The organism is Bordetella sputigena (genome assembly GCF_965137885.1).
Taxonomy (GTDB): Bacteria; Pseudomonadota; Gammaproteobacteria; order Burkholderiales; family Burkholderiaceae_B; genus Bordetella_C; species Bordetella_C sputigena.
The window spans coordinates 106,997-121,372 of the sequence record NZ_CBCSCA010000013.1; the positions used below are offsets into that span (position 1 = coordinate 106,997).

The 14,376-nt window shown below is 65.9% G+C and carries 12 protein-coding genes; 5 read left to right on the plus strand and 7 right to left on the minus strand.

Translation table 11 applies throughout. The features are described from left to right. Positions 1-387: 387 nt before the first annotated feature. The 3 genes from ACNA0R_RS22280 to ACNA0R_RS22290 all read left to right on the plus strand — a co-directional run bounded on the left by ACNA0R_RS22280 (position 388) and on the right by ACNA0R_RS22290 (position 3,098). Entirely contained in the window at positions 388-1,143 is a 756-nt protein-coding gene (locus ACNA0R_RS22280; protein WP_415828255.1) for a GntR family transcriptional regulator, read from the plus strand. An 11-nt stretch (positions 1,144-1,154) separates the two neighbouring features. Beyond that, complete coding sequence (locus ACNA0R_RS22285) at positions 1,155-2,111, plus strand: tripartite tricarboxylate transporter substrate binding protein (RefSeq protein ID WP_415828256.1); 957 nt, start codon at positions 1,155-1,157, stop codon at positions 2,109-2,111. A gap of 78 nt (positions 2,112-2,189) precedes the next feature. After that, positions 2,190-3,098, plus strand: a complete 909-nt coding sequence (locus tag ACNA0R_RS22290) for a polysaccharide deacetylase family protein (RefSeq protein ID WP_415828257.1) — start codon at positions 2,190-2,192, stop codon at positions 3,096-3,098. A 125-nt stretch (positions 3,099-3,223) separates the two neighbouring features. Here the strand turns inward: ACNA0R_RS22290 and ACNA0R_RS22295 are convergent, their stop codons facing one another. The 5 genes from ACNA0R_RS22295 to ACNA0R_RS22315 form a co-directional block, all read right to left on the minus strand. Then, positions 3,224-3,340, minus strand: a complete 117-nt coding sequence (locus ACNA0R_RS22295) for a DUF2474 domain-containing protein (RefSeq protein ID WP_415828258.1) — start codon at positions 3,338-3,340, stop codon at positions 3,224-3,226. 26 nt (positions 3,341-3,366) lie between these two features. Further along, positions 3,367-4,374, minus strand: coding sequence for a cytochrome d ubiquinol oxidase subunit II (cydB, locus tag ACNA0R_RS22300; protein WP_415828259.1), 1,008 nt, complete (start codon positions 4,372-4,374; stop codon positions 3,367-3,369). 2 nt (positions 4,375-4,376) lie between these two features. Then, complete coding sequence (locus tag ACNA0R_RS22305) at positions 4,377-5,819, minus strand: cytochrome ubiquinol oxidase subunit I (RefSeq protein ID WP_415828260.1); 1,443 nt, start codon at positions 5,817-5,819, stop codon at positions 4,377-4,379. Positions 5,820-5,970: 151 nt separating this feature from the next. After that, a complete protein-coding gene (locus ACNA0R_RS22310; protein WP_415828261.1) occupies positions 5,971-7,113 on the minus strand; it encodes an acetate/propionate family kinase in 1,143 nt (380 codons plus the stop codon). Next, complete coding sequence (locus tag ACNA0R_RS22315; protein WP_415828262.1) at positions 7,110-9,509, minus strand: phosphoketolase family protein; 2,400 nt, start codon at positions 9,507-9,509, stop codon at positions 7,110-7,112. Before ACNA0R_RS22315 ends, ACNA0R_RS22310 begins: the two co-directional genes overlap by 4 nt. A gap of 267 nt (positions 9,510-9,776) precedes the next feature. Here ACNA0R_RS22315 and prpF point away from each other — a divergent pair, with 267 nt between their 5' ends. Next, positions 9,777-10,961 carry a 2-methylaconitate cis-trans isomerase PrpF gene (gene prpF, locus ACNA0R_RS22320; protein ID WP_415828263.1) on the plus strand — a complete coding sequence of 395 codons (1,185 nt, stop codon included), beginning with the start codon at positions 9,777-9,779 and terminating at the stop codon, positions 10,959-10,961. 73 nt (positions 10,962-11,034) lie between these two features. Here the strand turns inward: prpF and ACNA0R_RS22325 are convergent, their stop codons facing one another. After that, positions 11,035-12,801, minus strand: coding sequence for a sensor histidine kinase (locus ACNA0R_RS22325; protein WP_415828264.1), 1,767 nt, complete (start codon positions 12,799-12,801; stop codon positions 11,035-11,037). A gap of 16 nt (positions 12,802-12,817) precedes the next feature. After that, positions 12,818-13,459: a response regulator gene (locus tag ACNA0R_RS22330; RefSeq protein WP_415828265.1), complete on the minus strand. Its 642-nt coding sequence runs from the start codon at positions 13,457-13,459 to the stop codon at positions 12,818-12,820. A gap of 662 nt (positions 13,460-14,121) precedes the next feature. Here ACNA0R_RS22330 and ACNA0R_RS22335 point away from each other — a divergent pair. After that, positions 14,122-14,370, plus strand: coding sequence for a hypothetical protein (locus ACNA0R_RS22335; protein WP_415828266.1), 249 nt, complete (start codon positions 14,122-14,124; stop codon positions 14,368-14,370). The last annotated feature ends 6 nt before the right edge of the window (positions 14,371-14,376 follow it).

Here is a 14,376-nt window from a genome sequence, read left to right on the forward strand (position 1 = left end):
CCGACCGGGGCTCGGAACGACGAAAGCCGATTGCTTGTACCGATCGGTATTGACTGTACTGCATGGTACAGGGCGACGCAAGCGTAATCTTGCGCGACGTCGCACGCGGGCAGGCTCATGGCGGCGCGGGGGAAATGGCATGACCGCTCAAATAAAATAGCCTGGTCTCACGGCCGAGCGCGCGCAGCGCGCGCGGCGCGTGTGCCGCGGGGCGGCTGTACCGCCACCGCGAAATAAACTGGAAATGTCGACAATCCGAATGCTTGGCGCATCTGCCCGCGGTAACGCGCGATTTCCATTCGAGCACGAACTTGGGCTTGGCTTTGTGCGGCGCGTCGAGTATTTTTGCGGCATTGTGTTGGACCGATCGTTATAAAGCTAATACAAATGTCGACGCATACTTTATCGGCCGGCGTGCCGATTTATCACCAGATCGCACAGGTGTTACGCCGCAGGATCGAAGCAGGGGATTGGGGCCAGGGCAACCATCTGGCGACCGAGCAGGCGCTGTGCCGCGAGTTCGGCGTCAGCCGTACGACGGTGCGCCATGCGCTCAGCCAGCTCAAGCGCGAAGGCTTGTTGAGCAGCCAGCGCGGCGTGGGTACGCGTCGCGTCGGCGAACCGACTCGCACCAAATACGTCAGCAATCTATCGGACCCCCTGCACGCAAGCCTGGACAGCGATCCGCGCGTGGTGTCCACCGAAATGACGGCCGCGCGCGGCGCGATCGCCGCTTTTCTCGGGCTTGGCGAAGGCGATCCCATCCTCAAGCTGATCCGTGTCCACTATCTGGATAGCGAACCGCTTTCCGTCGTGGAAAGCTATTTGCCCGCCATCATGCAGGGGGCGATGGACCAGTTCCCGCATCGCAGTCTGCATGACATTATGTGGAATGACTTCGATCTGAAGGTCGCGAAGAGCGTACACACCATCTCGGTGGCGCGCGCGGAAACCCATGTGGCCAACCTGCTGCATATCGGCCTGGGCGATCCGGTTATGCACGTCCAGGCGTCCACCTATCTGCAGGACGGGCGTCCCATACGCTGGACCGACAACTTCTTCCGGGAAGACAGGTACCAGTACACCGCCGAGTTTTTTTGGGAACCTCCGCAGCGCTCGGACGCGGGATCTTCCGCCACCTGACAGGAGAAGTCATGAAAGTGCGTCGTCTAATCGCCTGGCTATGCCTGGCGGCATGCAGCAGTGTGGCCAACGCCTATCCGGAACGCCCGATCAGGATTGTGCTGGGCTTTCCGGCGGGCGGTGGCGCGGATGTCGTTTTGCGCACCGTGACGCCAGGCCTGGCGGAAGAACTGGGCCAGCCCGTCATCGTCGACAACCGGCCCGGCGCCGGCGGCAACCTGGGCATGGACATGGTGGCGAAGTCCCCGCCAGACGGCTATACGCTGCTGATGGCCGCGCCTGGCCTGGCGACCAACGCCAGCCTGTATGAAAACCTGCCCTTCGATCCGGCCAAGGATTTCACCGCCGTCGGAATGGTCAGTAGCGTACCCAATGTGCTGGTGGTGAATCCGGCCCTGCCCGTCCATACCGTGGCGCAGTTGATCGACTACGCGAAAGAACATCCGGGCGAATTGAACTATGCCTCTTCGGGCATCGGCACTTCGCTGCATCTGGCCGGCGCGCTGTTCGAACGCGATGCGGGCGTAAAGCTGACGCACGTGCCCTACCGCGGCGGCCCCGCGGCCACCAACGATCTGATCAGCGGGCAGGTGCAATTGATGTTCAATGTCCTGCCCCTGGCGGTGCCCCAGGTCAAGGCCGGCAAGCTGCGCGCGCTGGCGGTCACGGGCCCGACGCGCTCGCCCGCCTTGCCCGACGTGCCGACGATGATGGAAGCCGGCGTGAAAGGCTATACCGCCATTACCTGGAACGGCATCGTGGCGCCCGCCGGCACCCCCGCGCCCATCGTCAACCGGCTGAACGCCGCCTTGCAAAAGGTGCTGGACCGTCCGGACGTGCAGAAGACGTTCGCCGGCATGGGCCAGGATGTCGTCAAGGATACGCCGCAAGAGTTCGACGCCATGCTGAAGGCCGAGACCGCCAAATGGCGGCAGGTTATCGAGGCCGCCGGAATCAAGGCCGAATAGCCAAGGGCGCATAATCAAGGTCGAGCAATTGAAGGCCCCATCGCCAGGGCCGGCCATCGACAACGTCAAGGACAGTACATGCAGCCCCGCCGTTATGGCCCTTTCCCCTATATTCCCATGCCGGCCCGCCCCCGGTTCGCCTTGCCCGGCGGTGCGCGCGTCGCATTGTGGGTGAATCCCAATGTCGAGTTCTTCGGTCTGGATGACGTCATGCCCGGCCGCCTGAACGAGCGGGTGCCGCGCGATACCGCCAAGGTGCCCAATGTGCGGAACTGGTCGCTGCGCGATTACGGCAACCGGGTCGGCATCTGGCGTCTGATGGATACCCTGAGCCGCTACGGCATACGCGCCAGCGCGGCCCTGAACAGCGAAGTGTGCGACCAGCATCCCGAGATCATCGCCGAGGCCGTGCGTCGCGGCTGGGAATTCCTGGGGCACGGCATGACCAACACCGTGCGCCTGGACGAAATGCCTGCCGAGCAGGAGCGGCAGGCGATCTTCGACATGATCGACCGCATCGAAAAAGCGTCCGGCACGCGTCCCGTCGGCTGGCTGGCGCCCGCCCTGTCGGAAACCTGGCGGTCGCTGGAATATCTGTCCGAGGCGGGAATACGCTACGTCTGCGATTGGGTCAACGATGATCAGCCCTACACCATGGAAGTCGGTTCGCCGCGCATGGTGTCCATCCCGTACAGCGTGCAGACCAACGATGTGCCGGCCTACTACGACATGAAGGTGTCGGTGCCGGAATTCGAAGCCATGATCAAGCGGCAGTTCGACGTGCTGTATCGCGAAGGGGAGACGTCGGGCCGCGTCATGGCGATCGCGGTTCATCCCTTCGTGACCGGCCTGCCGCACCGGATCGGCGCCCTGGATGGGGCGTTGGAGTACATCTGCCGCCATGAGGGCGTATGGCTGGCCACCGGCCGCGAAATCCTGGAGCACTACGTCCAGAGCGATTTCGCCAAGGCCATGGCGCCGGCCTGAGGCCGGCCCCGTACCCGACTGGCCCCGCACGCCGATTGGCCTCGTACGCCGGCCGGCCGCGCGGCCTGGTGCGGTGTCAGGCCCGGTGCGGCGAGGCCCGGTGCGGCATCGGTGCAGCGCCAGGCCTAGTGCGGCGTCAGGCCGGCCGCGCGCATCGTCCAGCGCACGAGCAGCGCGACGCCGCCCAGGACCGCCACGCTGGCGGCCCAGATGACGATCAACCAGGCAAGTCGTTTCCACATACGCATGGGCCGCGCGGCGAGCCGCCTCAATGATAGCCTTCGCCGCGCCGCACCTTGCCGCGGAACACGTAATAGCCCCAGGCGGTGTACATCAGGATGATGGGCACGATCAGCAGCGCGCCCACCAGCGCGAATCCCATGCTTTGCGGCGGCGCCGCCGCGTCCCAGATCGACACGCCCGGCGGTATGACGTTCGGCCACACGCTGATGCCCAGCCCCGTATAGCCCAGGAATACCAGCCCCAGCGCGCAGATGAAAGGCGCAGCGTGGGCATCGCGCCGCACGGTCCTGATCAGCAGGTATACGCACAGCAACACCAGCAGGGGCACCGGGGCGAAGTAGAACAGGTTGGGCAGGCTGAACCAGCGCTCGGCGATACCGGGATCCAGCAGCGGCGTCCATACGCTGATCACCACGATGGCCGCCAGGACCGCCCAGACAGAGCCCCTCGCCACGCCGCGGGCGCGTGACAGCAGCGTATCCTCGGTCTTCATGACCAGCCAGGTGCTGCCCAGCAGGGCATAGGCGGCCAGCAGCGCGATCCCGGTGAACACGCTGAACGGCGTCAGCCAATCGAAGGCGCCGCCGGCGTACGCGCCGTTGGCCACGCGGATGCCGCCGATGTACGCGCCCAGCGTTACGCCCTGGAAAAACGTCGCCAGCACCGAACCGCAGATGAAGGCCTTGTCCCACCAGTGTCGATGTTCATCGCTGGCCTTGAAGCGGAACTCGAAGGCGACGCCGCGGAATACCAGCCCCACCAGCATCAGGATGATGGGCAGGTAGAGCGCGCTCAACACCACGCTGTACGCGAGCGGGAAGGCGGCCAGCAGGCCGGCGCCGCCCAGGACCAGCCAGGTCTCGTTGCCGTCCCACACCGGCGCCACCGTGTTCATCATGGTGTCGCGGTCTTCCTTGGCGGGGAAGAAGGGAAACAGTATGCCTATGCCCAGGTCGAAGCCGTCCATGATGACGTACATCATGACGCCGAACAGGATGATGACGGCCCAGATCAGCGGAAGATCGATACCCATGCTCAGCTCCCCGACATCGGCGCGGCCGCCGGCAAGCGCGCATCGTCCGGCGCCGCCGACAGCGGCCGCATGGCATGGTGCGCCTCGCCGGGCCCGCCATCGGGCGGCACGTTGCCGACGTGGTCGCCCTGCGGTCCCTTGCGTATCAGCTTCAGCATATAGGCCACGCCGGCACCGAACACCACGAAATACACGACCACGAAAAGCGCGAGCGTGAACCCCAGTTGGCCCGCCCCATGCGGCGATACGGCATCGGCCGTGCGCATCAGGCCATAGACGACCCAGGGCTGGCGGCCGATTTCCGTGGTCATCCAGCCGGCCAGGATGGCGGCCAGGCCCGCCGGCCCCATATACAGGGCGAAGCGCAGGAAGCCGCGATGCATGTACAGCCGCTGGCCGCGACGCAGCCACAGTCCCCACAAGCCCAGCAGAATCATCAGCACGCCCAGCCCGACCATGACGCGGAAGGTCCAGAACACGACGGTGGCGTTGGGCCGGTCGGCCGGCGCGAACTCGTTCAGGCTGGGCACTTTGCCGTCCCAGGTGTGCGTCAGGATCAGGCTGCCCAGGCGCGGCACCTCCAGCTTGTAGCGGGTCTCCTGTTCGGCCATGTCGGGAATGCCGAACAGCAGCAGCGGGGCGCCCGCGCCGGGCGCGGGCTGTTCCCAGTGGCCCTCGATGGCGGCGATCTTCGCGGGCTGGTGCTGCAGCGTGTTGAGGCCATGCATGTCGCCGATCAAGGCCTGCACGGGCGCCACCAGCAGCGCCATCCACAAGGCCATGGACAGCATCTTGCGCACCGCCGGCGAGTCCTGGCCGCGCAGTAGATGCCAGGCGGCGCCGGCGCCGACCAGCAGCGCGGTGCTCAGATAGGCCGCCACCACCATGTGCGCCAGGCGATAGGGGAAAGACGGGTTGAAGATGACCTGCAGCCAATCCACCGGCACCGCGCGGCCGTCGATGATCTCGTAGCCCTGCGGGGTCTGCATCCAGCTGTTGGAAGCCAGTATCCACGTGGCGGAGATCAGGGTGCCGATCGCCACCATCACGGTGGACAGCATGTGCAGGCCCGGGCCGACGCGGTTCCAGCCGAACAGCATGACGCCCAGGAAGCCCGCTTCCAGGAAGAAGGCGGTCAGCACCTCGTACGCCAGCAAGGGGCCGGTAATGCCGCCCGCGAATGTGGAAAAGTAGCTCCAGTTGGTGCCGAACTGGTAAGCCATGACCAGGCCGGACACCACGCCCATGCCGAAGTTCACGGCAAAGATCTTCAGCCAGTAGTGATACAGGTCGCGGTACAGCGCCTTGCGCGTGGCCAGCCACAGTCCTTCCAGCACGGCCAGATAGCTCGCCAGGCCTATCGTGATCGCCGGAAAGATGATGTGGAAGGAAATCGTGAACCCGAACTGTATCCGGGCCAGGGTCAATGCATCCAGGCCGAACATGTTTGCTTTCCCCGGGGCGTCCGCGAGCCCGCTGTTGTGGTGGCGACCAGCATACCGCCGCCGCGGGGCGCCGGTACAGGCGCAGTACCCCCTTTCGGCATACGGTGCAGTTGCCCGCCCGTCCGCGATGGCCCGCGCCATCCGCCGGCGGTCATCCGGTTCGGGACATCAGGTCGCGGCAATGGCGCGCCATCTGCCGCTCTTCTTCCGTGGGGACGATCATGACGGCCGGACCGGGCACGGCCGGCCCGATGCCGAGAAAGCCCAGCGGCGCCACGATGCGCCGACGTATCTCCGCGCTATGCTCGCCGATGCCGCCGGTGAACACCAGCAGATCGATGCCCCCCATCAGGGCCGCGTAGGCGCCGATCTGCTTGCCGACTGACGTCGTGAAAACGTCCACCGCCAGCGCCGCGTGCGGGTCGCCGCGCGCGCAGCGCGCCAGCAGCGCCTGCATATCGCTTTCGCCATCGGCCATGCCGGCCAGCCCGCTTTCGCGGTTGATCAGCGTTTCCAGGCTGTCCGCGTCCAGGGCGTCCGTTCGCATCAGGTACAGGATGACGCCGGGATCCAGGTCGCCGCTGCGCGAGCCCATGGGAATGCCGCCGGCGGGGGTCATGCCCATCGACGTGTCGATGGACTTGCCGTCCAGCACCGCGCACAGGCTGGCGCCATTACCCAGGTGCGCGAACACGGCCCTGGACGGCAGGTCGCTGCCCAGGCGGCGCACCAGCGATTCGTACGACAGCCCGTGAAAGCCATAGCGCGCCACCCCGGCATCGGCGTAGCGGGCGGGCAAGGGCAGCCGCGCCGCGCGCGCGGGCATGGTCTGGTGGAAGGCCGTGTCCAGGCAGGCGTACTGTCCTGCCTGCGGCCACAGCGCGCGGGCGCGCTCGGCCAGCTTCAGGGCCACCGGGATATGCAGCGGCGCGAAATGCACGGCCTGGCGCAGTTGCGCCATGACCTCGGGCGTCAGCGCCTGATGGTCGCGCAGATGGGGGCCGCCATGCACGATGCGATGCCCGACGGCGGCGGGCGGTCCGAGCCCTACGTCGGCCAGCGTGCGCGCCAGGATGTCCAGCGCATGCGCCTGCGTGGGCATGTCATGATCCTGTTCGACCAATGTCTTGCCGTTCGCATCGCGTATGCGCAGGTGTCCGTCGCCGCGCCCTACGTGATCGGCGGCGCCCTCCGCCATGGCCGTTTCGTCGCCGCCGTCACGCCGGAACAAGGCGAATTTCAGCGAGGATGACCCGCTGTTGAGCACCAGGATGGACGGTTGGGGTCTGCTCACGCCGGCCACCTCCAGTTGCGGATGTCGTCGCGGTCTATGCCTTCGGTATGCGCGTGGTCCATGTGGACGATGATCTGGTCGCGCAGCCATTCCTTGACGTGCGCGCCGCGCGTCCGCAGCGCCGGTACGCGGTCGATGGCATCGATGGCCAGGTGGAAGCGGTCTATCTGGTTCACCATGGCCAGCTCGAAAGGCGTGTTGATGCTGCCTTTCTCCTGATAGCCATGCACGTGGATGTTCTCGTGATTGCGCCGGCGGTAGGTCAGCTTGTGCACCAGCGTCGCATAGGAATGGAAGTTGAAGATCACCGGTTTGTCCGTGGTGAACAGCGAATCGAAGTCGCGGTCCGACAGGCCATGCGGGTGATCGGTATCCGGCATCAGGCGGAACAGGTCCACCACATTGACGAAGCGGATCTTCAAGCCCTCGCACTTCTCCTTTAGGATCTGTACGGCGGCCAGCGCTTCCATGGTGGCCACGTCCCCCGCGCAGGCGATCACCACGTCGGGCTCGCTGCCCTGGTCCGTGCACGCCCATTCCCAGATGCCGATGCCCTTGGTGCAATGCTTGATCGCCGCATCGCGGTCCAGGTACTGCAGATGCGGCTGCTTGTCGGCGACGATCACGTTCACGTAGTCGCGCGTGCGCAGGCAGTGGTCGGCCACGCTGAGCAGGCAGTTGGCGTCGGGCGGCAGATAGACCCGCACGACTTCCGGGCTCTTGTTGCAGACGACGTCCAGGAAACCGGGGTCCTGGTGCGTGAATCCATTGTGATCCTGGCGCCAGACCAGGGACGTGATCAGCAGGTTGAGCGACGGAATCGGCGCGCGCCAGCTCAGTTCTAGCTTGGCTTTCTCCAGCCATTTGGCATGCTGGTTGAACATGGAGTCGATGACGTGGACGAAGGCCTCGTAGGTGGCGAAGAAGCCGTGGCGGCCGGTCAGCACATAGCCTTCCAGCCAGCCTTCCAGCGTATGCTCGCTGAGCATTTCCATGACGCGCCCGTCCTGCGCCAGTTCGCCGCCGTCCTCGTCCACCGGCAGCGTTTCCGCCATCCATGTCTTGGGCGACACCTCGTAGACCGCCGTCAGCTTGTTGCTGGCGGTCTCGTCGGGACCGAACAGGCGGAAGTTGGTCATATTGCGCGCCATGACGTCGCGCAGGAACTTGCCCAGGACTTCCGTCGGCGATAGATAGCTGGCGGCCGGCGCCGCGACCGGCACCGCGTAGTCGCGGAAGTCGGGCATGTCGAGCGCTTTGCACAGCAGGCCGCCGTTGGCGTGCGGATTGGCGCTGATGCGGCGGTCGCCTTCAGGGGCGAGCGCCCGCAGGAAGGGCATGGGCGCGCCGTTTTCGTCGAACAGTTCCTCCGGCCGATAGCCGCGCAGCCAGTCCTCGACCACCTTCAGGTTTTCCGGATTGCTGGCGGGATCGGCCACCGGCACCTGATGCGCGCGCCAATAGCCCTCCACGCGATGGCCGTCGACCATGCGCGGCCCCGTCCAGCCCTTGGGGCTGCGCAATACGATCATGGGCCAGCGTGGCCGCTCCAGGTCGCCTTCTTCGCGAGCGCGGCGCTGGATGGCCTGGATCTCGTCGAAGCAGCGATCCACCGTGGCCGCCATGGCGCGATGCATGGCCTGCGGCTCGTCGCCTTCGACGAAATAAGGGTGATGGCCGTAGCCTGTCAGCAGGGCTTCCAGTTCCTGCCGCGGGATGCGGGCCAGGATGGTGGGATTGGCGATCTTGTAGCCGTTCAGGTGCAGGATGGGCAGCACCGCGCCATCGCGCACCGGATTCAGGAATTTGTTGGAATGCCAGGACGTGGCCAGCGGGCCGGTCTCGGCCTCGCCATCGCCGATCATGACGGCGGCGACCAGGTCCGGGTTGTCGAAGACCGCGCCATAGCCATGCGACAGGCTGTAGCCCAGCTCGCCGCCTTCATGGATGGATCCCGGCGTTTCGGGCGTGCAATGCGAACCGATGCCGCCGGGAAAGGAAAACAGCTGGAAGAAGCGCTGCATGCCCGCTTCGTCCTGGCTGCGGTCCGGGTAGATTTCGCTGTAGCGGCCTTCCAGATAGGCGTGCGCCAGCGTGGCGGGGGCGCCGTGTCCGGGGCCGGAAATGAACATGACGTTCGCATCGCGCTGGCGGATGACCCGGTTCAAGTGCACCAGGGTGAAGGACTGCCCGGGGTCCGACCCCCAGTGCCCCAGCAGGCGGCGTTTGAAATGATCCGCCTGCAGAGGCTCGCGCAGCAGCGGATTGGCCCGCAGGTAGATCATGCCCGCCGCAAGATAATTGCAAGCCCGCCAATAAGCATGCATGGCTTGCAATTCCTGCTCGCTGAGCGACTGGTCTTGCGCGGCTTGCAGAGGGGGTTGGGAGAGCGTCATCGTACCGGCTCCTTGCCGGGCGTCGCGCCCGGCGCAAGCAAACCATCCGGCCGCGGGGCATGCCGACCGGATCGATTCGAGGTGAGATCCAGGGCCGCGGCGGCGTGGCGGGGCCAGGGGCGCGACGCGGCAAGACTTATGCCGTGCGCGGCGCTTTTACGCGCGGCGCGCACGGCGGTAACATCGTGCCGCCGCCGCGCGGTCCTGGCAAGCCCTGTTACCGCGCGTCTTCCGGCCATCGGCATGGCAGCTTCGATTGGAATGGGCATGAATACGGCAGGCAAACAGATAGAGATCCCCGCGTTATACATGCGTGGCGGCACCAGCAAGGGCGTGTTCTTCCTGCCGGAGCATCTGCCCGCCGATCCCGCGCGGCGCGACGCGGTGCTGCTGCGCGTGGCAGGCAGCCCCGATCCCTACGGCAAACAGATCGACGGCATGGGCGGCGCGACCTCAAGCACCAGTAAAGTCGTGATCGTGGGCAGAAGCGCGCGGCCCGACTGCGACGTGGATTACTGGTTCGGCCAGGTTGCCATCGGACAGCCGCTGGTCGACTGGAGCGGCAACTGCGGCAATCTGACCTCCGCGGTCGGGCCCTTCGCGATACATCGCGGCCTGGTGCAGGCGCCCTCCGACGGGATAGCCACCGTACGCATCTGGCAGGCGAACATTCAGCGGCGCATCATTGCCCAGGTGCCGATGCGGGATGGCCAGGTCCAGGAACTCGGCGATTTCGAGCTGGATGGGGTCACTTTTCCGGCGGCGGAAATTCCATTGACCTTCCTGGATCCAGGAGCCGGCGGCGATGCCGAGGGCGGCGGCATGTTTCCCACCGGACGCAGCATCGATGAAATAGTCGTGCCGGGGGTCGGCGCCATCGAAGCCACGCTGATCGATGCGGGGAATCCGGCGGTACTGGTCGATGCGGCGGCATTGGGCCTGACCGGCACGGAAACGCAGGCTCGCATCAATGGCGATGCGGCGCTGCTCGCGCGCATGGAGCTGGTGCGCGCGCACGCCGCCGTGGCGATGGGCGCGGCGCGCACGGCGGCCGAAGCGACGGCGACGCGGCAGCATACGCCGAAACTGGCTTTCTTCGGCCCGCCCACCAGCTACGTCGCGTCCAGCGGCGCGCCGGTGGATGCGGCGACGATCGACATCGCGGCGCGCATCATGTCGATGGGGCAATTGCATCACGCGATGACCGGCACCGGCGCGGTCGCCATCGCGGCCGCCGCGGCGGTGCCCGGCACCATCGTCAGCCGTATCCTGGGCGGCGCGCGCGATACGCTGTGCTTCGGTCATGCGTCCGGCCGCCTGCGCGTCGGCGCCGAGGCACGGCAGCAGGAAGGCCGTTGGGAAGTCACCAAGGTCACCTTGAGCCGCAGCGCGCGGCGCCTGATGGCCGGCAGCGTGTTCGTGCCGGCCTCGGCCTGGGGCGATCAGGCCTGAAGGCAATGCCTGCCGCATCACCGCGGTCACGCTGCTAGTCCGTAAGTGCCTGGCGGGCAGGCTGCTGGACCGCTCACGGCCCGCCCTCGGTCCAGGCGCGCACCGACCGCGTCAATAGCGACAGCTCTTCCTGCGCGATCCGGCAGGCGTCGGCCGCGGCCGCCACCCCGTCGCGCGCCAATGCCTGCTGTGCCGCGACACAAGTGTCCGCCAGCACCGTGGCGCCTATCATGCGCGCAACGCCCGTCAGCGCATGCAGCACATCGCCGGCGGCCGTGGGATCCCGGCGGTCCAATGCCTGGCGCAACGCCGCGGCATCCTGCTCGCTGGTTTCGCGTAACGCCGCCAGGAAGCGGTCGGCAATCGCGCTATCGCCCGCCGCCAGCGTTTCGATCGCCCCAGGATCGAAACGCAGTCCTTGCCGCCACGCGTCGTGCAGGTTCGCATGCGTGCGCGGCGTGGCCGACAGCCGCCGCTGTAATTCGGGCAGGCTCACAGGCTTGAACAGGCAGGCATCCATGCCGGCATCCGTACAGCGCGCCATCTCGTCCTGCTCCGTGCCGGCGGTATAGGCCCATATGCTGCAAGGCGCCACGCCCAGCGTAGATTCGGCCCCGCGTATCCGGCGCGCCAGATCGTAGCCGCTACCCTCGGCCATATTGCAGTCGGTAATAACCAAATGATATGCGCCGGGTCGCCACAGCCGCCACGCGGCGCGGCCGCTGCAGGCCTGCACGACCTGGTGACCCAGATATTCCAATTGCTTGCGCAGCAGGAGGCGGCTGGGCGGGTTGTCGTCCGCCACCAGTATCTGCAGCGGCAGCGCGTCATCGCCACCCCGCTGGGACGCCGTGTGCATCTCGGGCCGGGTAGCAACGATGTCCGCCTGGAAATCGAAGCGCGCCGTGCAACCGCGGCCCGGCACGCTATCCAGACGCAGCGTGCCGTCCATCAAGGCGGCGAGCCGCCTGGCGATATTCAGGCCCAGCCCGCTGCCGCCGTGGACGCGCGCGCCGTCGGAAGTCTGGGTATAGGGCGCGAACAGTTTGCGCTGGTCGGCCGCGCTGATGCCGATGCCGGTATCCATCACCTGTAGGGATACCGCCAAACGCATGGTGTCCGTACGCCGCGCGCGCAGCCGCACCGTGACGTGTCCGGCACGGGTGAATTTCACCGCATTGCTGATCAGATTCGAAAGAATCTGCCTGACACGCATGGGATCGACGAGCACATCGGCATCGACCTCGTCGTCGGCCTCGAAGCGCAGCGGCAGACCTTTGTCGCGCGCCATGCCCTGGAAGACCTGCACCACCGATTGCGTCAGCGCGCGCAGATTGGTCCGCTGCGGCAGCAATTCGAGCTTGCCGCAATCCATTTTCTCCAGATCGAGGATGTCGCGTATCAGATCGAGCAGCCCCTGCGCCGCGCCGTGCGCGACGCGCAGGTGGTCCTGCACATCCTGTCCCGCGGCGGCTTCCTTCAAGCCCAGCTCCAGCATGCCGGCCACGGCATGGAGCGGCGTGCGGATCTCGTGGCTGGCGACCGCCAGGAAATCGCTCTTGGCGCGGCAGGCCGATTCGGCCGATTGCGCGGCGGCCCGCAAGGCGCGCTCTTCCCGTACTCGCTTGGCGATCTGCCGCCGCAGATGGCTGTTCCATCCGGCCAGCATCGTGCCGGCAAGCATGCTGGCGCCGAGCACGGGGTCCAGCAGCATCAGTTGTTCTTCGAGCATCGCGCTTATCCACGCGGGGGCGCCGTCATCGTCGTACGGCGTGGGCGCCGCGTCGGCGCTGCAGGCCAGCAGCAGGAATGCCGAAATCCATGCCGCCCGGCTTAGCATGGCCCCCCTCATGCCGTCACACCAGGCCGTTGCGCCTGGCGATATCGGTAAGTTCGAGCAGCGTGGCGGCGTTCAGTTTTTCCTGCAGTCTGCTCTTGTACGTGCTGACCGTTTTTTCGCTGAGCATCAGCGTGGCGGCGATGGTCTTGTTCAATGCGCCGCGCGCCAGATGCTGCAGCACCACCAGTTCGCGATCGGACAGTTGCTCGATCAACGCTGCTTCGCTCATGGCGGTGCCGCGCTCGCCGCTGGGGTGCAGCGCCACCGTGGGAAAGTAGGTGTTGCCTTGCAGCACCGCCTTCGCGGCGCTGACCAGTTCCTGCAGCTCCTTGCCCTTGTACACGAACCCGGAGGCCCCCGCATGCAGGCAGCGCGCGGCCAGATGGTCGGGATTCTGCGCGGTCAGAACGACGATGCCCGGCTTGTGATCGCGGCCGTCGGCGCGCAGGCGGCTGATCACCATCAGTCCGTCCATTTTTGGAATGCCGATATCCAGCACGATCAGATCCGGACGATGTTCGCGCGCCGCGGTCAATGCGTCGACGCCGGTGGAGACTTCCGCCACGACGTCCCAGCCGTTCTGTTCCAGTATCGTTCTGACCGCGAAGCGGATCATGGGGTGATCATCGACGATCACGACGCTTCCTACTCTTTGCACTTGAACCTCATCTTCGATCGCGGTAATCCCGGGCTGCGCCAGCGTGTGTGGAGCAGCTCAATGGCGGGCGCCGAATGGCGCCGCCCGTCCCGCAGGGGGCGCATGGTATGTAGCTTTGGGGCGACGCCGCGCGGGCGCATAGGGCGGCTCGGACGCCGGCCGGCCATGGCACGGTGGGATCATTGCCTCCAGCGCGGGTGCCGGGGTAAAGCGCGGCAAAGTATAAGTAGGTGGGCGTGGTCGTGGCACGCAAGCCGCGGCAGGGTCGTTGCAGAACGGCTACTTATTGCGACTAGTTGCAAAACGATGGCGCGACACAAACGAAAAAGCCACGGCCGAAGCCGTGGCAAAACAAGCACGTGTGGTCGTCTGACTTACCAGGGGCAAAGCTGATAAATCGCGACGACGCGTAACGCTACCACTCTTCGGTCGCGGCGAGCGCGGAGGATTGTTTCGAAAGAAAACGAAAAATCAGCATCCTGCGTTGCCATATTGCGCTGGTGATCGCTTGACAACAACACATCGGAGATGGACGCTAGCGCACGCGAATTAAACGCTGGGATACGAGCACCCGTTGTGCGGCCAAGTCAATAGGGAAGTTTCGCGGGTTCCGGCCGTGGTCGCGCGCATGCTATAGAAATGCATTGCGAAAAGGGGAGAACATGGAACTGTATATGACGATAGGCGAGGGATATCGCCTGACGCTGGACGTGGATGAGTCCGCCTCGGGGTATGGCTGGTATATCTATCTCGCGCTATCGAAGGAACAGGGGAAAGGCACGCTGGTCGCGAGCGATGAAGCGTGCGAATCCGCGTCCGAGGCCGCGGCCGCCGGGATGCAGGCGCTGGAGCGGTACAAGACTGAACAGCGGATCTCCGTGGTGACTCCGCCCGCGGTCGCGGTGTATTGAAACCAC

Bases quoted from the DNA above. Each gene is read 5' to 3' on its own strand.
- ACNA0R_RS22325 (WP_415828264.1), bottom strand. From the start codon at position 12,801: ATGCTAAGCCGGGCGGCATGGATTTCGGCATTCCTGCTGCTGGCCTGC.
- ACNA0R_RS22315 (WP_415828262.1), bottom strand. From the start codon at position 9,509: ATGACGCTCTCCCAACCCCCTCTGCAAGCCGCGCAAGACCAGTCGCTC.
- prpF (WP_415828263.1), top strand. From the start codon at position 9,777: ATGAATACGGCAGGCAAACAGATAGAGATCCCCGCGTTATACATGCGT.
- ACNA0R_RS22305 (WP_415828260.1), bottom strand. From the start codon at position 5,819: ATGTTCGGCCTGGATGCATTGACCCTGGCCCGGATACAGTTCGGGTTC.
- ACNA0R_RS22285 (WP_415828256.1), top strand. From the start codon at position 1,155: ATGAAAGTGCGTCGTCTAATCGCCTGGCTATGCCTGGCGGCATGCAGC.
- cydB (WP_415828259.1), bottom strand. From the start codon at position 4,374: ATGGGTATCGATCTTCCGCTGATCTGGGCCGTCATCATCCTGTTCGGC.
- ACNA0R_RS22280 (WP_415828255.1), top strand. From the start codon at position 388: ATGTCGACGCATACTTTATCGGCCGGCGTGCCGATTTATCACCAGATC.
- ACNA0R_RS22335 (WP_415828266.1), top strand. From the start codon at position 14,122: ATGGAACTGTATATGACGATAGGCGAGGGATATCGCCTGACGCTGGAC.
- ACNA0R_RS22295 (WP_415828258.1), bottom strand. From the start codon at position 3,340: ATGTGGAAACGACTTGCCTGGTTGATCGTCATCTGGGCCGCCAGCGTG.
- ACNA0R_RS22290 (WP_415828257.1), top strand. From the start codon at position 2,190: ATGCAGCCCCGCCGTTATGGCCCTTTCCCCTATATTCCCATGCCGGCC.